This window comes from Nannocystis exedens (assembly GCF_002343915.1).
In the GTDB taxonomy this organism is placed as follows: domain Bacteria; phylum Myxococcota_A; class Polyangia; order Nannocystales; family Nannocystaceae; genus Nannocystis; species Nannocystis exedens.
Map to the genome: position 1 here is coordinate 7706595 of NZ_NETK01000001.1, position 20045 is coordinate 7726639.

Annotated in this window: 15 protein-coding genes; 8 read left to right on the forward strand and 7 right to left on the reverse strand. The window is 72.2% G+C overall.

The genetic code is table 11. From position 1 onward, the window contains the following. Positions 1-11: 11 nt before the first annotated feature. Entirely contained in the window at positions 12-401 is a 390-nt protein-coding gene (locus NAEX_RS30265; protein WP_170136116.1) for a PilZ domain-containing protein, read from the reverse strand. A gap of 45 nt (positions 402-446) precedes the next feature. After that, the gene (locus NAEX_RS30270; protein ID WP_096330958.1) at positions 447-1205 is read right to left on the reverse strand and encodes a Stp1/IreP family PP2C-type Ser/Thr phosphatase; all 759 of its coding nucleotides are present in this window, start codon (positions 1203-1205) and stop codon (positions 447-449) included. Positions 1206-1343: 138 nt separating this feature from the next. Between NAEX_RS30270 and NAEX_RS30275 the strand changes: the two genes are divergently transcribed. After that, on the forward strand, positions 1344-2639 hold the full coding sequence (locus tag NAEX_RS30275) for a CinA family nicotinamide mononucleotide deamidase-related protein (protein WP_096330959.1): 1296 nt from the start codon (positions 1344-1346) through the stop codon (positions 2637-2639). A 513-nt stretch (positions 2640-3152) separates the two neighbouring features. Here NAEX_RS30275 and NAEX_RS30280 read toward each other — a convergent pair. After that, the gene (locus NAEX_RS30280; protein WP_338042620.1) at positions 3153-4934 is read right to left on the reverse strand and encodes a bifunctional metallophosphatase/5'-nucleotidase; all 1782 of its coding nucleotides are present in this window, start codon (positions 4932-4934) and stop codon (positions 3153-3155) included. Between the two features lie 128 nt (positions 4935-5062). On the opposite strand from NAEX_RS30280, the gene NAEX_RS30285 reads away from it, so the two are divergent. Together NAEX_RS30285 and recA are read left to right on the forward strand one after the other, a co-directional pair. Beyond that, a complete protein-coding gene (locus NAEX_RS30285; RefSeq protein WP_096330961.1) occupies positions 5063-6193 on the forward strand; it encodes a hypothetical protein in 1131 nt (376 codons plus the stop codon). Between the two features lie 171 nt (positions 6194-6364). Further along, entirely contained in the window at positions 6365-7588 is a 1224-nt protein-coding gene (gene recA, locus NAEX_RS30290; protein WP_096330962.1) for a recombinase RecA, read from the forward strand. Between the two features lie 367 nt (positions 7589-7955). Here recA and NAEX_RS30295 read toward each other — a convergent pair whose 3' ends face one another. After that, positions 7956-9398, reverse strand: coding sequence for a carotenoid oxygenase family protein (locus tag NAEX_RS30295; protein ID WP_096330963.1), 1443 nt, complete (start codon positions 9396-9398; stop codon positions 7956-7958). A gap of 123 nt (positions 9399-9521) precedes the next feature. Here NAEX_RS30295 and NAEX_RS30300 point away from each other — a divergent pair, with 123 nt between their 5' ends. Then, the gene (locus NAEX_RS30300) at positions 9522-10607 is read left to right on the forward strand and encodes a hypothetical protein (RefSeq protein ID WP_096330964.1); all 1086 of its coding nucleotides are present in this window, start codon (positions 9522-9524) and stop codon (positions 10605-10607) included. 132 nt (positions 10608-10739) lie between these two features. Here the strand turns inward: NAEX_RS30300 and radA are convergent, their stop codons facing one another. After that, positions 10740-12128, reverse strand: a complete 1389-nt coding sequence (radA, locus tag NAEX_RS30305) for a DNA repair protein RadA (RefSeq protein WP_096330965.1) — start codon at positions 12126-12128, stop codon at positions 10740-10742. A 239-nt stretch (positions 12129-12367) separates the two neighbouring features. After that, positions 12368-14506, reverse strand: a complete 2139-nt coding sequence (locus tag NAEX_RS30310; protein ID WP_096330966.1) for a TIGR04551 family protein — start codon at positions 14504-14506, stop codon at positions 12368-12370. A gap of 178 nt (positions 14507-14684) precedes the next feature. Here NAEX_RS30310 and nagZ point away from each other — a divergent pair, with 178 nt between their 5' ends. Together nagZ and NAEX_RS30320 are read left to right on the forward strand one after the other, a co-directional pair. Beyond that, entirely contained in the window at positions 14685-15818 is a 1134-nt protein-coding gene (nagZ, locus tag NAEX_RS30315) for a beta-N-acetylhexosaminidase (RefSeq protein ID WP_096330967.1), read from the forward strand. A 580-nt stretch (positions 15819-16398) separates the two neighbouring features. Beyond that, on the forward strand, positions 16399-17559 hold the full coding sequence (locus tag NAEX_RS30320; protein WP_096330968.1) for a hypothetical protein: 1161 nt from the start codon (positions 16399-16401) through the stop codon (positions 17557-17559). A gap of 242 nt (positions 17560-17801) precedes the next feature. On the opposite strand, the gene moeB is transcribed toward NAEX_RS30320, so the two are convergent. Further along, positions 17802-18974 carry a molybdopterin-synthase adenylyltransferase MoeB gene (gene moeB / locus NAEX_RS30325; protein WP_096330969.1) on the reverse strand — a complete coding sequence of 391 codons (1173 nt, stop codon included), beginning with the start codon at positions 18972-18974 and terminating at the stop codon, positions 17802-17804. Positions 18975-19164: 190 nt separating this feature from the next. On the opposite strand from moeB, the gene NAEX_RS30330 reads away from it, so the two are divergent. Both NAEX_RS30330 and NAEX_RS30335 read left to right on the forward strand, forming a co-directional pair. Further along, positions 19165-19707 (forward strand): hypothetical protein, encoded by a 543-nt coding sequence (locus NAEX_RS30330; RefSeq protein ID WP_096330970.1) that lies wholly within the window; start codon positions 19165-19167, stop codon positions 19705-19707. Next, positions 19704-19988 carry a hypothetical protein gene (locus NAEX_RS30335; protein ID WP_143141088.1) on the forward strand — a complete coding sequence of 95 codons (285 nt, stop codon included), beginning with the start codon at positions 19704-19706 and terminating at the stop codon, positions 19986-19988. The genes NAEX_RS30330 and NAEX_RS30335 overlap by 4 nt, the downstream gene beginning before the upstream one ends. The last annotated feature ends 57 nt before the right edge of the window (positions 19989-20045 follow it).

The following is a 20045-nucleotide window of genomic DNA, read 5'->3' on the forward strand; positions in this document are numbered from 1 at the left end:
GAGCAAACGAACTAGGACTTGATGTCGGTCGTGACGTCGAGATACGCGATCGCGCGCACCAGCTCGAGCAAGCGGCTGCGCGTCTTCGGGGCGGCGTGGTGGAAGCGCACGCCCATGCCGGGCTTGTCGGGGGCGACCTGGCCGGTCGTGTTCCACACGACCTCGCCGGTCAGCTCCATCCGCTGCGGCACGGCCTCGCCGCCCGCCTCGGGGCGCGGGGTGAAGCCGAGCTGCAGCACCGTGCCGACCGGCAGCGGCTTGTCGGTCGAGATGAAGATGCCCATCGACGAGATGTCGGTGATGTGGGCGAAGAGAAAGGTGTCCCCCGAGGTGCAGTCGACCTCGAAGTGGACCGGGTGCCGGGGCTCGGCGCGGCGGTTGGCGGGGGAGTCGGCGGTCACGGGAAGAGGGCGAGAGAGTCGCAGGGCCTGGCGCTGCCGACTACGCTAGAGGTTGCACTGGATCAGCATGGCGGTGATGTTGTCGGTGCCGCCGGCGCGGTTGGCCTGCTCGATGAGCTCGGCGACCGCGTTCTCGAGGGTGCTGGCCTCGCGCACGATCTTGTAGATCGTCTTGTCGTCGACCATGCCCGACAGGCCGTCGGAGCAGAGGACGAACTGGTCGCCGTCGTTCACCTGGTGCTTGGTGATGTCGACCTGGACCGTGTCGCGCATGCCGAGCGCGCGGGTGATGACGTTCTTGTGCGGGAAGTTGCGCGCCTCTTCCTCGCTCATGTCGGGCCGCGCGTCCTTGTAGTCCTCGAGCAGCGAGTGGTCGCGCGTCAGCTGCTTGATCTCGGAGTTGATCCGGTAGCAGCGCGAGTCGCCGACGTGGGAGATGTAGACGTGATCGCCGACGAACATACAGCCGACGATCGTGGTGCCCATGCCGCGCAGGTTCGGGTTCTTCTGCGCGGCGTCGTAGATGCGCGCGTTGGCCAGCCTTATCGCGGCGACCATGCGGTTCTCCGGGTAGGACAGGTTCGGGTCGTAGCGGTACGGCCACGTCGCGTCCATGTCCTTCGAGTGCATGTAGAACTCGCTGATCACGTCGCCGGACAGCTTGCTCGCGACCTCGCCGCAGGCGTGCCCGCCCATGCCGTCGGCGACCAAGAACACCTTCTCGTCTTCGATCAGCGAGAAGTAATCCTCGTTGTGGGCGCGCTTCATGCCCACATCGGTCTTGGCTGCGTAACGAAGTCGCACGGTGGCGTTTATCCTAGCGGACCCACGCAAGAGCGGAAAGACCGGCCGACCGGGCGCGCGGAGGGCGCTCCGGCCCGCGTAGGCGAGCCGTCCGCCGCCGGGCCGTCGCGTGCCGAGGGGTGCTAGGGTGCCCGGGCGATGCCCACGGCCCAGATCCTCACCATCGGCGACGAATTGCTGTCTGGAGACACGGTCAACACCAACCTGGCCTATCTCGGCGAACGCTGTCGACGCCTCGGCTTCGAGGTCGTCCGGGCGCTTTCGGTCCGCGACCGGATCCCCGAGATCGTGGCCGCCGTCGGCGACGTCGCGGTCGATCTCTGCCTCGTCTCCGGCGGCCTCGGCCCCACGTCGGACGACCTCACCGCCGAGGCCGTCGCGCTCGCCGCCGGCGTCCCGCTGGTCCGCGACGCCGCCTCCGAGGCCGCGATCGCGGCCATGTTCGCCAGCTTCGGCCGGCCGATGCCCGACATCAACCGCAAACAGGCCGACCTGCCGGCGGGCTGCGACGTCTTGCCGAACCCGGTCGGCACCGCCCCCGGCTTCGCCGCCTCCCTCCCGCGCGGCACCTACGTCGCCTGCATGCCGGGCGTGCCGCGCGAGATGAAGAAGATGATGGCCGAGCAGGTCGAGCCGCGGCTGCGCCGGCGGTTCGCGCTGCCCGACATCCCGCGGCGCGTCTATCGCCTGATCGGCCGCGGCGAGTCGGCGGTGGCCGTCGAGGTCGAGCCGATCCTGGCCGCGGCGCGGGCCCGCTCGCCGGGGCTCGCGGCCGTCTACCTCCACTACCGGGCCGCGACGCCGCAGGTGCTGCTGATCCTCGAGGCCCTGGCCGGCGAAGGCGGGGCGCGGGCCACCGAGGAGGAGCTGCGCAGCTTCGACGCCCCGTTCCAGGCGGCGCTCCGCAGCTCGCTCTACGGCATCGGCGAGGCCGAGCTCGAGGTGCGGGTGCTGGCCGCCTGCCGCCGCGCGGGCCTCACCCTGGCCACCGCCGAGTCCTGTACCGGAGGACAGGTGGCGGCCCGCCTCACCGCCGTCGCCGGCGCCTCCGACGTGTTCGCCGGCGGGGTGGTGGCCTACGCCAACAGCGTGAAGACGGGGATCCTGGGGGTCAGCGAAGACAGTCTGGCCGGCCATGGGGCGGTGTCCGAGCCGGTGGCGCGCGAGATGGCCGAGGGCGCGCGGCGGGCGCTCGGCGCCGACCTGGCCGTGGCGATCACCGGCATCGCCGGACCTGGCGGCGGCACGCCCGAGAAGCCGGTCGGCACCGTCGACTTCGCGGTCGCCGACGCCGAGACGTGTACGCACAAGCGAGTGCAATTGTGGGGCGACCGGGCGCTCATCCAGCACACGGCGGGGATCGTGGCCCTCAAGCTGGTGTGGGACCGCCTGGTGGCCCGCGGCCTCGCCCAGGTCGAGGAGCTCGACGGCTAGAGTTCTACTGAGAGGCGCCGAATAATTCGCGGCGCCGCGGATCGGGCTTCACGCCAGGAAGATCTCGCGGGGGCGGGACGGGCCCGAAAGAGGCGAACGCTGGACTCGAGCGGCACCGGGTCGGCGGCGCCGCTGCGACCGCGACAGCCGCAGGGGAAGCGTGCTCGCGGCGGGCGCCGGAGCGGGGCCCGCCGGCGGCGGCCATGGGTGGTCTTCGCAGCATGTCCGACAGGATATGTTTTTGAGGACATGTCGACATGGACATGGCCCTCCGGGAGCCGTCGCTCGGGCCCCACGGCGACAGCGACCGGATGGGCCGCGCCGTCGCGGCGGCCGCGGGTGGGCGGCCTGGCGCATCAGCCCCGCGGCCTCGGGCTTGAAGCGGGCGACGAGGGCGCGCTGGCGCGAGCGCGTGCTCTCTGGGCCTGTTGGCCTCGTCGGCGTGCTGCGAAGACATGCCCCATGCGCATATCGTCCTGGACATGTCGCTCGGGTCATGCCCCATGAAACATGTCAGGGACAGCGGACCGGGGGCTCGGCGGGGGCGCGGATCCGCGGGCGCTCGGGGTCGTAGTACGCGAGCGGCGCGAGCGACACGGGGCCGAGCTTCTCGAGCTCGAGGGCCAGAGCCTCGCGCAAGGGCGGGTCGTCTTCGAGGGTGACGGTGGCCAGGCCGCGCTCCTGCAGGCCGGCGAAGGCCCGGTCGCCGCCGGTGGCGAGGAAGTCGCTGGCCAGGACGACGATCTCCTGCGACGCGTCGAGCGGGACGCCGGCGCGCTGCAGGGTGACGCGGAGGTCGGGGCCGTCGCAGGCGGCGACCGCCTGCAGCCCGCCGAGCGAGAAGAAGGCGCCGCCGCCGAGGCTGCCGGCGATCATCGCCGCGAAGTCGCCGGCCCGCAGCTTGACGCGGGCGAACCGGTTGTCGAACGGGAACGCCTCGTAGAGCGCGCCGTAGCGCAGCGGCCCGGCCGGCAGGTCGGCCCGCACGCCGCCGCCGTTGATGATCGCGGCGTCGGCGTCGGGCCGGGCGCGCAGCATGAGGTCGACCAGCAGGTTGCCGAGCGGGTTCTCGCCCCTGCGGCGGGCGACGAACGGGGCGGCGACCGCCGGGCCGAGCGGGCGCTCGCGCACGACGTCGGCGGCGGCCAGGGCCGGGGCGATCACGGCGGCCACGGCCGGGTCGGGCGCCAGCGGGCGGCCCTCGCCGTCCCGCGGGTCGCAGGCGGGCAGCGGGTCGTCGGGGTCGGCGTCGGGTCGGGAGCACAACCGACGTGGCGCATGAACCATGTTTGAAAGGACATGTCCGGAAGTACGATCGACGACGAGGTCGACGCGGCCGTAGGCGGCCCCGAGCGCGTACGACTGGACGACGGCGACGCCGGCGACGCGGTGGGCCATGGCCTGGTGGGTGTGGCCGGCGACGATGACGTCGACGGCGCCGGGCGGGAGGGCGCGGGCGACGGCCATGATCTCGTGGTCGGGCTCGCAGCTGGCGAGGTCGTCGGGGTCGGCGAAGCCGGTGCAGCGGCCGCCGGCGTGGGCGGCGACGACGACGACCGCGGCCCCGCGCGCGCGCAGGGCCGCGGCCTCGGCGGCGATCGAGGCCGCCAGCGGGGCGACCTCGAGGTCGACGATGTTGGCGGCGATCGTGGTGTGCGGGGTGCCCTCGGTGGTGACGCCGACGATGCCGACCTTGACCCCGGCGCGCTCGATCAGGGTCGAGGGCGCGCCGAACCCGGGCGGCTCGCCGCCCTTGCGGCGCAGGTTGGCGGTCAGGAAGGGGAAGGGGGCCTGGCGGATCCGGGCGACCAGGGCCCCGCGCGGGTCGGCCTCGCCCTCGCCGAACGGGACCTTCGCGGTGGCGCGCGGTCCGACCGGGCCGAAGTCGAACTCGTGGTTGCCGACGGCCACGGCGTCGTAGCCGAGCGCGGCGTAGGCGTCGACGACGCTGGCGCCCTCGACGAGGTTCGACTCGAGGGTGCCCTGGAACATGTCGCCGGCGTCGACCAGGACCACGCCGCCGCCGTCCTCCGCCCGCTCGCGCCGCAGCGCGCTCAGGTGGGCGGCCAGCAGCGGCAGGGCCCGCAGGTGGCCGTGGAGGTCGCTGGTGCCGACGATCGTGAGCGTGACGCGGTCCTCGGCGGGGGGCTCGTCGGCGCGCGGGCGGCAGGCGCCGGCGAACAGGAGCAGGAGCGTGAGGGCGGCGCAGGCTCGGCGCGCGCGGGAGGGGGCGAGGTCCGGCTCGCGCGCTCGCGCAGGTCCGCGCGCGGACGCGGGCGCTTCCGCGACGCGCAGGCCGCGGGGGCGGGGCGAGGGGGGCGCGGGCGGGTCGGCACGGCGGTCAAGATAGCCCGGGCGGGCCGGCGGCGGGCGCCCGCGGGGCGGGCGATCGCGACCGGGCTGATCAGTTGCAAGATGGGGCGATGGTGGACGGGATCACGCCGGAGCGGGTGCGCGAGATCGTGGCGATGGCGGACCAGCCGGTCCTGCGCAACCTCCTGATCACGCGCGGGTACCACCGGCTGACGCTGGCGATGGCGCAGGTGCTGGGCGAGGGGGACTTCGCGTGGCCGATCTTCGCCGTGTGGGCGTCGAAGCAGGCCGGGCAGTTCATCCGCGAGGAGGAGCTCGGGGCGGGGGTGTCGGCGCTGCTCGCCGCGCGGATGCCCGCGGCGCTGGGGAGCGTGGCCCTGCGCGCGCCGATCCGGCGGGCGCTGGCGCAGATCGCCCGCCACGTGATGGGCGGCAACACGATCGTGTTCGCCGAGCTGGGGGAGGCGTTCGCGGCGTTCTCGGCCGCCTTCGCCGAGCCCGCGGGGCGCACCGAGGAGCGGCTCGCCGACGTCGTCGCGCAATTCAGCGAGGGGCCGAGCCTGCCCGACGTGGTGACGATCGCCGCCGACGGGACGTTGGAGCGGCGGCAGCAGGGCGGGCAGACGATGATCCGCGAGGCGCTGGCCTACTACTACAGCGCGCTGCACGAGCGCAGGCCCGCGGTCCGCGCCGAGCTGGTGCTGCTGGCCAACGGGCTGTGCGGGCTGCACGAGCAGACGCGGCTGCAGCCGTACATCGCCGGGGCGCTGGCGGCCCCGCTGACGGAGCTGCCCGGCGCCGAGGACGGACCGATCGGCGCGGCGCTGGCGGCGATGGTGCGGCGCGCGGCGACGGAGTTGATGATGACGATGGCGCTGCCGGGGCAGGTGCTGCGCCTGGGCTTCGACCTGCCGGCGCCGCCGGGACAGCCGCTGTGGCCCGACGAGCTGGCGCGGCTGGAGCACCCGCGGCTGCTCCAGCTGGCGGAGGAACTGGGGGCCTACGAGGCGCGCGAGCGCGGGCTCGGGCTGGCCGACCGGGTCGAGGACTGGCTGCAGCTCGGCGGGCCGGAGGTCCAGGGCTCGGGGGCCGACGACTGGTCGCGCCTGGGCGACCGCATGCGCTACATCTTCGAGTACTTCCGCTCGCGCCAGCGCGACGCGAGCCTGCTGGCGTCGCCGTTCTCGGCCGAGCAGGAGCAGGACATGCTGGCCGGACGGGTCCCCGTGGGCCCGCTGTGAGCGGGGGATCGCCGGCCGGGGCGGGGCCGGCGGCGCGGCAAAGTCGACGAAAAGGCGCTCAGACGGGCGATCTGGGGGACGTCAAGGGCCGAAAGCGCTTGATACGGAACACTTGTTCTCCTATAGATCACGCGCGGGCGCTAGACCGCGCACTGAGGATTCAAAACGCTCATGGCCACAACTCCCCCGACCACCCCCGCTCCCAGCCAGCGCGACTCCGCGATCGAGCTGGCCCTGCAGACCATCGAGAAGCAGTTCGGCAAGGGCTCGATCATGCGGCTCAAGGACGGAAAGATGCCGTCGGGCGAGGTCGGCGTGATCTCGACCGGGGCGGTTCCGCTGGACATCGCGCTCGGGATCGGCGGGCTCCCGCGCGGCCGCATCATCGAGATCTACGGGCCCGAGTCGTCGGGCAAGACGACCCTGACGCTGCACGTGGTGGCCGAGGCGCAGCGCCGCGGAGGCGTGTGCGCCTTCATCGACGCCGAGCACGCGCTCGACGTCAGCTACGCCCGCAAGATCGGCGTGCGCACCGAGGACCTGCTGGTCTCCCAGCCCGACTTCGGCGAGCAGGCGCTCGAGATCTGCGAGACCCTGGTCCGCTCGGGCGCGATCGACGTCATCGTCGTCGACTCGGTGGCGGCGCTGACGCCGAAGGCCGAGCTCGAGGGCGAGATGGGCGACAGCCACGTCGGCCTGCAGGCGCGCCTGATGAGCCAGGCGCTGCGCAAGCTGACCGGCAGCGTGGCCCGCAGCCGCACGATGGTCATCTTCATCAACCAGCTGCGCATGAAGATCGGCGTGATGTTCGGCAGCCCGGAGACCACCACCGGCGGCAACGCGCTCAAGTTCTACTCGTCGATCCGCCTCGACATCCGCCGGATCGGCGCGATCAAGGAAGGCGAGCAGGTGGTCGGCAACCGCACGCGCGTCAAGGTGGTCAAGAACAAGCTGGCGCCGCCGTTCCGCGAGGTCGAGTTCGACATCACCTACGGCGAGGGCGTCAGCCGCGAGGGCGCGGTGATCGACATGGGCGTCGAGGCCAAGGTGATCGAGAAGGCCGGCGCGTGGCTCAGCTACCGCGGCGAACGCATCGGCCAGGGCCGCGAGAACGCCAAGAAGTTTCTCAAGGACAACGCCGACATCTTCAACAAGATCGAGGCCGAGATCCTCGCCAAGCACGGGATCACGCCGGCCCACCAGGCCTCCGTGCCCGTCGCCCAGCCGCCCGGCGACGTCGACGTGCCGCCGCCGTCGAAGGGCGGGCCGATCAAGATGGTCCCCGCCGCCAGCGACCCCGACGAGGGCAAGGGCCGCGGCGGCCCGCGCAAGGCGCCCGAGCCGGAGCCCGAGCCGACCAAGGGCAAGGGCGCGCCGGTCAAGGCCGCGAAGTAAGCTCGCCGAGCTGGTTTGAGGGAACAAGACCGCAGCCCGTCTCGCCTGCGAGGCGGGCTGTCGCGGTCCAATCAGGGGGCGCGCAGCGTGGTGCAGCACGTCGGTGCGGAGCACGAACTTCTCGCCGCGGGTGACCTCGCAGGCCGGGTGCATCACGCGGTGCTGGAACAGCGAGGCTGTCCGTCGCGGGTCAGGCGCGGAGCCCGTGGGGTTCGCTCATGACGCGCGGCCCCTGTCGCGCGCGGCCCGGCTCGCGCGCGAGCCGGGCTGTCGCGGTCAGCTCCTCGCATCGAGCGGACCTGCTCGCCGGAACATGCTCCCTGGGGCATGTCTTGAAGAGCATGCTCTCCAAAGCATGCTCCGAAGGTCAGGCCGCGTCCTCGGCCACGAAGGTGCCGTGGAAGCCGAGCGGGGTGGCGTGGGGCAGGCGCAGGCGGGCGAGGGTGCCGAGGTCGCGGGCGTCGAGGACGAGCAGGTGGTTGGCGCGCTCGGCGTCGACGTAGTGCATCGACAGCAGCCAGCCGTCGTCCTCGTCGGTGCCGCCGGGGCGGGGGACGAACACCGGCTCGCCGGTGAGGGCGGGGCCGAAGTCGCGGAACAGCGTGGTCGCGCCGTCGCAGTCGACCTTGAGGATGCCGGTCGAGAACGGGGTCTTGCGCCCAGGGGCGGAGCCGATCGACCAGGCGTAGCGGTGACGCCGGCTGATCTTGTCCTGGCGGATCGTGCCGAGCTCGCCGGTGTGGTCGGTCAGCGGCTGCTCGCTGACGCCGCCGCCCGGGTCGATGCGGTAGCGGGTGAGGTACGGCTTGACGTGCTCCTCGGGCCGGTCGGGGCGCGGGTTCAGGTCGGGGAACCGGTGCATCCGGTAGCCGTCGGCGAAGATCACCCCCTGCTCGTCCTCGAAGCCGTTGGGGAAGTGGAAGATGAAGCAGGCGCCGGTCTCGGTGCGCCGGTGCGCCGTGCTGTCACGGTCGACCACGAGGATCTGCGTCGGCCCCGGCAGGGCCCGCATCGTTTGCACGGGCGGCGCCAAACCGAGCAACATCTTGCGCAGGTCGAAGGCGGTCGGCGTGAGGAAGAAGACGCGGTGGCGGGCGGTCAGCACGAAGTCGTGGATGAAGTAGCCCCCCGGCAGATCGATGAACTCGGGCGGAGCGGCCCGTCCGCCGGCGTCGACGCGGTAGAGGCACAGGCGCGAGCGGGTGCCGGTGGCCGCCAGGCCGAAATTGAAGAGCTCGCCGGTGACGGGGCAGACCTTGGGGTGAGCGCTGAACGGCAGCTCGGGCGCGACCAGGCGCTCGACGACGCTGCCGGGGTTGTGCAGGGCGCCGCCGAGGTCGTCGCGGGCGAGGGTGTCGAGGTTGCCGGGGTCGAGCCGGTGCGGCCAGCCGGCCTCCCACAGCGCGAGCAACTTGCCGCCGTGGTGGACGACGCTGGTGTTGGCGACGTTCTTGAACCGGGTGCGCAGGAGGTTCTTCAGCAGGCCGCCGGGGATGTTGGTGCCGAAGTTGCGAAACAGGATCCGCCGGGCCGACTCCTCGGCGAGAAACTCGCGAGTGCGGACGTAGCGGTTGCGGTAGGTGACCCCACGGTCGTCGAAGGCGAAGCGGTTGATGTGCCCGTCGCCGTCGAACAAATGGCCGTAGCGGTGGCCGTAGAGCTCGAGCCGGCCGGGGCCGTTGCGGAACAGGACGCCGCGCAGCTGCTCGGGGACGGCGCCTTCGCACAGCGGGAGGCGGACGTCGAACTCCTGGGTGACGGCCTCGTTGGAGCGCGCGTAGATGTCGTAGAGCTCGGGAGCGGCGGACATGCCAGGCGATGTAGTCGAGGCCGGCGCAAATTGCGAGGCGGTTCGGGGGTCAAAACGCGCTCTGCCGCCGCCGGCACCGCCGCGGCGGCGAACACGGCTCACTTGTGTTAGGGTGGGTGTTCGATGAACCGGAAGTCGTTCACGGCGATCCTCCTGGGCGGGGCGCTCGCAGGCGGCTGCTCGAAGCCGAACCCGCTGTTCCTCGACACCTGGGACGTCGTGACCGACAGCGGTTCCGTCAGCCAGACCTCCGCGGTCACGGCGGAGCCGACGACGATCGAACCGCCGACGACGACGACGACCGACCCCCCGGTGACCACGACCTCCTCAGGCTCGATCACCGGCACGTCGGACGCCCTGACGACGGACGAGCCGCTCCCGACGACCGAGACCACCGGCGACTCGTTCCTGTGCGAGGCCGCCGACCTCGACATGGAGGGCTGCTGCTTGGTCGACATCGTCGTCGAGGCCGACACGTTCTTCAGCGACGCGCTCGACGGCGTGGCCGAGGGCTGCCAGCTGTCGCCCCTGCCGGTGGAGTACGAGAAGCTGGCGTGCCAGCACGTCAGCTTCGGCAAGGCGCCGGTGGTCGCGGTGTTCAAGGACGACGGTATGAGCGGGACGGCGGTCTCCGGGACCAGCATGATGGCGCTGCGGTTCCCGACGAAGAACGGACAGCTGGTGTCCCAGATGCACGGGCCGGTCGCGACCGAGCTGATCAAGTCGATCGAACTCGTGGTCTGGGCGATGTACGACCCGAGCGTCTACAAAGACTTGACGTTCGCCGTCCACGCGCTCCACCCCGACCTCGGATGGATCGAGGGCGACGACGGCGGCGCGACCGCTTGCGTCAACGGCCGGGCCTCGTTCGCGTGCCGCGAGTGCGGGGCGACGGTCGGTGGCGAGTGCCCCGCCTCGTGGGGCATGGCGCCGCAGCCGATCCAAAATGACGCGGAGCCGCTCGGCGTCGTCGCCGCGGTCTCGGACGGCAACACGGGGCTGGCGCCCATCGACCTCGAGCCGCTCGGGGCGCCCACCGACTGGGTGCCGCAGCTCACCGGCGGCGGCCTGGTGATCGTGCCGAACTCGACCACGTACAAGGGCGAGCCGCTCCCGGCGCTGGTGCCGTGGCCGGGCGTCTCGATCGAGGCGCGCGAGGGGCTGTCGGACGCCGACCCGCGGCTGCGCGCCCGGGTCTGCAAGCCGTAGGCGCGGGGTCGGCCCCGGCTCGACGGTCGCGCGCGCCGGGTTGCATCGCCCGGCGCGGCCCGTCCGGACTTCGGAGGGCGAGCCACGCGGGCTGCACGCCCCGGTCGTGGACGACCCGGGCGCGAGCGCGGGTCAGCCGAACGCCAGCTCGAGCGCCTCGCCGACGGTGCGGGCCAGGCGGACGTCGACGCCGAGCTGGTCCTTGAGCTTCCTGGCCGAAAGGGCATGTTGCTTGGGACCTGTCGGAAGGAGCACCCGCTTCATGCCCAGGCGGGCGGCCTCGGACAGGCGGGCGTCGGAGCGGGGGGCGGGGCGCAGCTCGCCGGTGAGGCCGACCTCGCCGAACACGCACAGGCCGGGCGGGAGCGGCTGGCGGCGGTGCGAGGAGGCGACCGCGAGCAGGACGGCGAGGTCGCTGGCGGGCTCGCCGAGGCGCATGCCGCCGACGGCGTTGACGAACACGTCCTGGTCGAGGGCGAACACGCCGGCGTGGCGGTCGAGCACGGCGAGGAGCATGGCGAGGCGGACCGGGTCGACGCCGACGCAGGTGCGGCGCGGGTTGCCGAACGCGGCGGCCAGCAGCGCCTGGACCTCGAGCAGCAGCGGGCGTGAGCCCTCGAGGCTGGCGGTCACGCACGAGCCGATCGCCGGGTCGTCGCGCTCGGTGATGAAGGCCTCGGAGGGGTTTGCGATCTCCCGCAGGCCGTCGCCGCGCATCTCGAACACGCCGAGCTCCTGGGTGCTGCCGTAGCGGTTCTTGGTGGCCCGCAGCATGCGGATCGCCCGCTCCTCGTCGCCCTCGAACGAGAGCACGGCGTCGACCAGGTGCTCGAGCAGGCGCGGGCCGGCGAGCTGGCCGTCCTTGGTGACGTGGCCGACGACGACGACCGGCACGCCGTGGGTCTTGGCGAAGCCGACGAGCGCGGAGGTGACGGCGCGGATCTGGCTGATGTTGCCGGGCAGGCCGTCCTGGGCCCCGCTGTGGACGGTCTGGACCGAGTCGACGATCAGCGCGGCGAGGGTCTTGGCGCGCTCCTGGGCGGCGCTCAGGACCTCCTCGATGCGGGTCTCGGCCATCAGCAAGAGGCCGGGGTGGCTGGCGCCGAGGCGGCCGCAGCGGGCCGCGACCTGGGCCACCGACTCCTCGCCGCTGGCGTACAGCACGACGCCGTTGCGCCGCGCCAGGCCGACCGAAGCCTGCAGCAGCAGGGTCGACTTGCCGATCCCCGGCGGCCCGCCGAGCAGCACCACGCTGCCCGGGACGAGGCCGCCGCCGAGCACGCGATCGACCTCTCCCATGCCGCACGGGCGCCGCGGCTGGCGGTCGACGATCGTCTGCGCCTCGGTCGAGGCCACGACCTTGCCCGGCCCGGCCGGCCGCTCGCCCGGCGGCGGGGCGGCGACCTCCTCCTCGATCGTGTTCCAGGCGTCGCAGGTCGGACACTTGCCGAACCACCCGGTCGTGACCGCGCCGCACGCCTGACACACCCACCGCTGCTGGGGCTTTTTGACCTTGCTCATAAGACCTGTTCAGAAAGGCATGGCGCGCGGGACATGGCACGAGGGACATGTCGCCGGGGACATGCGGCTGCAGAGGGGCCCGAACGGCGCTGCGGGACGGCCGCGGCGCCAGGGTCAGGTCCAGGTCTACGTCGCCCGCGAGTTCGGAGCAAGGCGGTCCGCGCGGCGGCCGGCGAACGCCGCCGCGCGCGGGAGGGCGAGCGCTCGCGCGGGCCGTGCGGGCGACCGCCGCGCCGCGGCTAGAAGCGGATGCCGAGCTGGGCCTGCACGGTCTGGGCGGCCTTGGGGTCGCCGTTGTTGGGCAGGCCGGCGACGGTGCCGTCGGGGCTGTACTCGACGCCGCGGTTGAAGGCGCCGAACGGGAACATCACGCCGTACTGGATCTGGAAGAAGATCGGCTCTTGCCGGTCGTGGTAGCGGAAGGCGGCGTCGATCTCGAGGCCGTAGTTGGCCTTGTTGCCCCACGTGTTGGTGCGCTGGGGGGCGACGGCGTACTCGATGTCGAGGCGGCCGGAGAAGTTGTTGTCGAAGAAGTAGAACGCCAGCCACGGCTTGAAGTAAGCGGCGTTGGAGGCGGTGCCGAGCAGCTCGCGGAACAGCAGCAGGTCGGAGAAGTAGGCCGGGTTGAAGCGGAACTTCGACCAGGTGCGGTCGTCGAGGTTCGAGTTCCACGGCGTGTTGTAGCGGAAGCGCGGGTCGTTGTCGCCCGAGGCGAAGCCGTGGTCGAGGCCGAGGTGGAACTTGTCCTTGAACAGGCCGTACTTGAACTCGAGCGCGTAGCCGAACTGGGTCAGCCAGCGGCGGCCCATGTCGGTGTCCTTGATCGTATAGACGTCGTCGCGGTCGTTGCCCTGCGAGGCGTCGAACGCGCCGCTGTCGTTGATCTCCTGGAAGCGGCCGAGCACGGCGGCGCCTTCGAGCTCGACGCGCAGGGTCTTCCAGTTGACGCGGAACCACACGTCGGGCGTGAACACCAGCGCGCGCCGGCGGATCAGGATGTTGGCGTAGTCCTGCAGCTGGTCGTAGTACTGGTTGCCGGAGCTGCCGATGTCGGCGCCGTACTCGTTGTTGAGGTGCGGGTCGACGCCGATGCCGGGGGTGCCGGTGACGCGGTCGATCGCCTGGTAGCGGGCCCACACGATCGCGCCGTAGTTGATGACCGGGCGCCCGAGCGACAGCTTGCGCTGCAGCATCGCCGGGTCGTCGCGGCGGAGGATCGACAGGCGCCACTGATAGACGTTGTCGAACTTCTCGACGCTGAAGGTCTGGCCGGTGGTGTAGTCCTGCTGGTACGGGCCGTACCAGGGGCCGAAGATCTGCGCGGTGGTCGGGCCGCTGGCGGCCCAGTCCCACGAGAACTCGAGCGTGTGGGTGCTGCGGCGGTCCTTGCCGAAGTCGAACCCGAGGCGCAGCGAGTCGACCGAGTCGCCGTAGTCCATGTCGAGCATGCGGACGATGTCCGCCGCCTCGCCGCGGTAGTAGCCGTTGCCGTCGTTGGCGACGATGCCCATGCCCCAGTGGTGCGGCATGCGGCCGAACTTGATGTCGAGGCCCCAGCCGAAGCGGATGTGGCCGTAGGCGCGCTTGACGACGATGCTGTCGCGGCCGCTGTTGCGCATGTCGGACGGCGGCAGCTGGGTGCGGGTGAACAGGTCGATCGGCGCGTTGGGGTTGTCGGCCAGCAGCGAGTCGGGCGTGCTGCCGAGGACGAGGTTGTCGAGCGCGTCGAGCTGGGCGTGGACCTTGACGGTGTCGGTGACGTGCAGCGTCGGCTCGATGCGGAAGCGCATGTTGGCGCTGGCGAACCCGTTGCGGCGGCCGCAGCGGCGGCTGGCCTTGCTGGCGTTGATGCCGAGGCCGGTCAGGGTGCCGACGCAGTTGACGTCGCTGGCGGACGAGCCCTCGCCGAAGCCGCCGACCGTCTCGGCCGCGACCGAGGGCGGGACGAAGTAGGGGTTCTCGAGCTGCGAGTTGTCGGCGTAGTTGGTGCCGATCGTCGACTGGTTGCTCTTGCCGCTGCCGAGGTCGAGGCGGTGGAAGTAGTCGGCGCGCATGCGCATGTAGCCGTGCAGCTCGAACAGCTGCAGCTGCCGCAGGCCGCGGGGCTGCGCCGGCACCGGCTCGATCGGCTGCAGCGCCTTCTTGTCCTTCGGCGCCGCCTCGGCCGGGCCTTCCTTCTTCTTCTCGCCCTGGCCGCCCTGGCCCGGCATGCCGCCGCCGCCCATCGGGCCCATGCCGCCCATGCCTCCCATGCCCATGCCGCCGCCCATGGGCGCCTGCGCGTGAGCAGTGGAAGAGCCGGCGAACAGGTTGACGAGGCCGAAGGCCGGGATCAGCCAGAAGAGGCGGTGTGGCCGCGGGGGCGGAGAGGTCGGCATCGGCGAGGCGCCGGACGCTAACAACCACGCGGTGGTGCGTCAACCAGTGCTCTCGGTCGGATCGCGCGAATCTCGGGAACAAGTCACTCGCGGCTGGAGTTTCGTCGATCGTCGTGCGGCTCTTTCGGGGCCGGCGGCCAATTTGCGGCGCGCGCCCCGGCCTCGTACCCTCGCGGCGATGGCGTCGTGGTGGCAGCCCGGTCAGCTCTTGTTCGTCGGCTTCGAGGGGACCACGGTCCCCCCGGACCTCGCCCGCCTGCTCGGTCAAGGCCGGATCGGCGGCGTGATCCTCTTCGCTCGCAACATCGAAGGGCCGGCGCAGCTGCGCCGGCTGGTGCATGCGCTCCACGAATCGGCGCCGCCGGACGTGCCGCTGCTGGTGGCGATCGATCAGGAGGGAGGGCGCGTTCAGCGCCTCAAGGCGCCCTGGACGGTCTGGCCGCCGATGCGGGCGCTCGGCCGCCGCGACGAACCGACGACCACCGCCGCGGTGGCCGAGGCGCTGGCGCGTGAGCTGTCCGACCTGGGGATCGGCCTCGACTTCGCGCCGGTGGTCGACGTCGACACCAACCCGGCCAACCCGGTGATCGGCGACCGCAGCTTCGCGGCCGAGCCGGGCCGGGTCGCCCGCCACGCCGCCGCCTTCATCGAGGCGATGCAGGCCGCCGGGGTGGCCGCGTGCGCCAAGCACTTCCCGGGGCACGGCGACACCCGCTCCGACAGCCACTTCGAGCTGCCCCGCCTGCCGCACGATCTCGACCGCCTGCGGGAGGTCGAGCTGGTGCCGTTCGCCGCCGCGGCGCGGGCCGGGGTCGCCAGCGTGATGTCGGCCCACGTGCTGTTCGAGGCGCTCGACCGCAAGCGCCCGGCCACCCTGTCGCCGCCGGTGATGCAGCTGCTGCGCGGCGAGCTGGCCTACGACGGGGTGGTCTTCAGCGACGACCTCGAGATGAAGGCGGTCGTCGACCACTTCACGCCCGAGCAGCGGGTCCGCTGGAGCCTCGAGGCCGGGCTCGACGCGCTGCTGGTGTGCAGCAAGGCCGATCTCCGCGACGAGTCGCTGCGCCTGCTCGAGCACCTGCCCGACGCCCTGGTCGAGACGGCCCTGCGGCGGGTGGTCGCGCTCAAGCAGCAGTACGCGCCGCGCCACCGCGACCGGGTGCTCGGCCCGCCGAAGCCGAAAGAGGCGCCCGGCCTGGTCGCCGACCTGTTCGCCGCGCCCGAGGCCCTGCGCGCGCCCGAGCCCGAGGTGGTCGGGCCGCCGTACGCGGAGCACGAGGAGCTGGCGCGGCGGATCAAAGAGGAGCGCTAGGAGCCGAGAGCTCGGGTGTCGCTCGGGACATCCTGAGTCGGGGCCGGCGCGGCGGCGAGGGCGTGGATGTCGCTCGGGACACCCTGAGTCGGGGCCGGCGCGGCGGCGAGGGGGTGGATGTCTCTCGGGACATCCTGAGTCGGGGCCCGGCGCGGCGGCGAGGGCGTGGATGTCTCTCGGGACATCATGGCGAAGGTCCCCTGGCGCCGGCGCTCACGGGCTCGGGCCCATGGCGTGCGCCCTTGGCGTGAGGCCTCGCGCGGCGCTCGCGGGCGTTCGCGCCCGCGGGAGTCCGATCCTCGCGTGTCCTTCGGGACATCTCGGTGCTCGGCGAGCGCGCCGCGCGAGCGACGTGTCCTTCAGGACAGTCGGCCCGGGAGCATGTCCTTCGGGACATCTCTCGGGAACGCGCGCGTGCGGGCGCGGGCGGGCGCGTGCGCGGATGCGGGCCGGCGCCGGGGGCACACAGGGCTCGGGGCCTTCGCGCGCGATCGTCGGGCGACGCGAGCGGGCCGAGGACCGCCGCGAGGCGGCGCGCGAGAGCTGCAGAGCTTGCTAGCTTCGTCTCGGGAGGGACGGCATGGGGCGAGCGCGCGGCGGGTGGGTGCTGGCGGCGGTGGTGGCGGCGTCGATCGTCGGCGAGGGCGCGGTCCGGGCGGCGCCGCGGGCGTTGACGCCGACGCCGGCGGAGGTGCGGGCGGCGCTGCAGGCGAGTCTGCCGGCGGGCGTCGGCGTCTATCACATCCGCGTCGGCCCGGGCTCCGGCGAGCGCAAGAACCCCCACGCGGGCGAGCACTACACCGGCTCGGCCGTCGACATCCGCAACCGGGTGCTCGACAGCCATCACAAGACCGCGGCGAAGCTGCTCGGCTACGACGACGTGCACGTGGTGTACTGGCGGCTCGACCCCGACGGCCAGCCGGTCCACCGCGTGTGCGACTGCGTGACGTACTGGGAGCAGCGGGTCTACGAGCACATCGACGGCCCGCTGCGGCCGGACGGCACGCCGCCGAAGGCGAAGCAGTCGCACAACAAGGCGCGGGCGCTGCCGGACGCGCAGATGAACGCGCTGGCGGCGGTGTGCGAGAAGATGAAGCTGGTCGGGCCGACGCTGGCCTATCCGCCGCAGGGCCAGCCGACCGCGAAGGAGCAGACGCCGCTGCCGCCGTTTCAGCCGCGGCAGCCCGCGCCGGCGCACCTCCGGGTGCGCCCGCGGATCGAGGACCCGATGCGCTCGGCGCTGCAGAACACCCTGCCGCAGACGTACGGGGTCTACTGGCTCAACACGCCCTGCGAGGACCCGATCCACGTCTACGTCGGCTCCGCCGACGACGTGCGCAACCGCCTGCTCTACCAGGATCACCCGAAAGCCCGGCTGCTGCTCGAGGCGCCGCGGCCGACGGTGGGGACGTGGACGCTGGACATGTCACGGGCCCGGCTGCCGGCCGGGCACGATCCGGGGGAAGTGTGCGCCTGCCAGACGTTCGCCGAGCAGGTCATCATGGACGAGTTGCTCGGCCCCGACCCGGTCTGGGCGTCGGAGAAGATGAAGACGCTGGTTCCCGGTCAGGTCGTCGTCAACTCCAGGCGCGCGATGTCGAAGGAGCGCATGTCCGACCCGGACATGCAGGCGATGTGTCGTCCGGTGCTCGGCTCGCTCGAGCTGCGCTGGCCGGTCGATGCGTGCCCGTTCCAGGCGCGTCGAGAGGGTCGCCGGCAGACGGCCGGCAGCAAAATGTAGGAACATGGGCAGCTGCGGCTCGCTGCGCTGGAAGCTGCCGTCGCGCGGCCTCGACGGCTCGACCGCGAAGCTGCCGCCGACGGCCCCTCACGCGACCGCGGCGTGCCGAGCAACGACGCCGGGACCGAGGGCAAGTGCGGGCCGTGCGGCGCCCGTGAAGACATGCCCGAAAGAGCATGTGCAAGTGTACATGTACGAAGGGGCATGTCCGAGCAGACATGCCCCCAGGAGCGAGCGCGAGCTCAGCCGGCGATCGAGCAGAACGCCTCGTAGTCGATCAGCTCGATCTCCTCGGGCTTCTTCGAGCAGACCCGGCACTCCGGATCCTTGCGCAGCTTGAGGGTGCGCCACTTGGTGCCGAGGGCGTCGAACACCAGCAGGCGGCCGGACAGGGTCTGGCCGACGCCGAGGATGATCTTGAGCGCCTCGTTGGCCTGCAGGGTGCCGATGATGCCGGGCAGCACGCCGAGCACGCCGGCCTCCTGGCACGACGGGGCCATGCCGGGCGGGGGCGGGTCGGGGTAGAGGCAGCGGTAGCACGGGCCCTCGTGCGGCAGGAAGGTCGTGAGCTGGCCCTCGAAGCGGAAGATCGAGGCGTGCACGACCGGCTTGCCGAGCTTGAGCGCGGCGTCGTTCAGCAGGTAGCGGGTGGGGAAGTTGTCGGCGCCGTCGACGATGACGTCGTAGCCGCCGATGATGTCGAGCACGTTCTCGGAGGTGAGGCGGGTCTGGTGGGCGACGACCTTGACGTCGGGGTTCAGGGCCTGCAGCGTCTTGCGGGCGCTCTCGACCTTGGGCAAGCCGAGGCGCTCCATGTTGTGGAGGATCTGCCGCTGCAGGTTGCTCTCGTCGACGAGGTCGTCGTCGACCATGCCGATGGTGCCGACGCCGGCGGCGGCGAGGTAGAGGCTGGACGGCGAGCCGAGCCCGCCGGCGCCGAGGCACAGCACCTTGGCGTCGAGCAGCTTGCCCTGCCCGAGCTCGCCCACCTCCGGCAGCATGATGTGCCGGCTGTAGCGCTTGATCTGCTCGGCCGAGAGGTTGCGCGGGCGCTCGAACGCGTAGCCGGCCTGCTTCCACGCGCGGAAGCCCCCGGCCATCGACGAGACCCGCTCGTAGCCGAGCTCCTGCAGCGAGCGAGCCGCCAGCGCCGAGCGCGTGCCGCCGGCGCAGTAGAGGATGACCTCGCGGTTGCGCTCGGGCACCAGGTCCTCGATCTTCAGCTCGAGGAAGCCGCGCGGGATCCACTCGGCCTTGCCGATGAAGCCCTGCTCGTACTCGTCGCGCTCGCGGATGTCGACGAGCACCGGCGGCGGCTCGCCGCCCGCCCCGTGCACCCGGGCCCGGGTGTCCTCGACCGACACCTCGCGGACCTGGCGCTTCACCTGGCTCAAGATCTCGTTGAAGCTCGCCATCGCCACTCCTCGTCGGGGCGGGAAGTTCGCGGTCGCCCCGTCCACGGGTTTTAGCCGAAGTCGTCGCCGAGCCGACAGGCTCACGGCTGTCTTTGGGGCCATGTCCGCTGGCGCAGGTGAGGAAAGTGCGCTGACTCACCGCTGCCGCGTGCAAAGCCGACGTCGCGCCGACCGACCTGTCAGGGTCGAGATGCCCTCGCTCCCGCACACCGTCCTGCTCGAGCTGCTGCGTCGCGCGCCGCCTCTCGTCGCCACGCTGCTGCGTGAGGGTTGTGCGGCGCCGTTGCCGCGATTCACCGCGGCGCAGGTCGTCGAGGGCGAGTTCGCCGAGATCGATCCGGCCGAGGTGCGCGCCGACCTGGTGCTGGCGCTGACCGGCGAGGGCGGTCGACCCGCGCTGGCGATCGTGGTCGAGGCCCAGCTGCGACGCGATCCCGCCAAGCGCTGGGTCTGGCCGGTCTACCTGGCGTCGCTGCGCCGGCGGCTGCAGTGCCCGGTGCGTCTCCTGGTGCTGACGACCCGGCCGGCGGTGGCCCGCTGGTGCAGTCGACCGATCGACATGGGCGACGGCTGCTGGTGCTGGTGCCCGACGTCCTCGGGCCGGAACAGATCCCGCAAATCACCCGCGTCCATGAGGCCCGGCGCCGGCCGGAGCTCGCGGTCCTGTCGGTGCTGGCTCACGGCCGCGGCCCGCGAGCCGCCGCCATCGGCCGCGCCGCGCTCGCTGGCGTGACGATGCTCGACAGCGCGCATCCCCCTCTTTACACTGATCTCGTCCGCTTTTTTCTCGGCGCCGCCGCGCGCGCCGAACTCGGAGTCGACGCCATGCAGCCCTTGAGCGACGCAGAAATGCTCCGTCCTTACTTGTACCTCTACCGGCGCTCGATCTTCGGCCAGCTCATGGCCCCGCTGCATCGGGCCCGCCGCGAGGCGCGACAGGCGAAGACCGACGGCGAACTGGCCGGGCTGCACGAGGCGCTGCTCGCCATCCTCGACGCGCGATCGATCGCCTGACCGCGACGCAGCGGCGCACGATCACCGACTGCAGGCAGCGGGCCCAGCTGTTGCGGT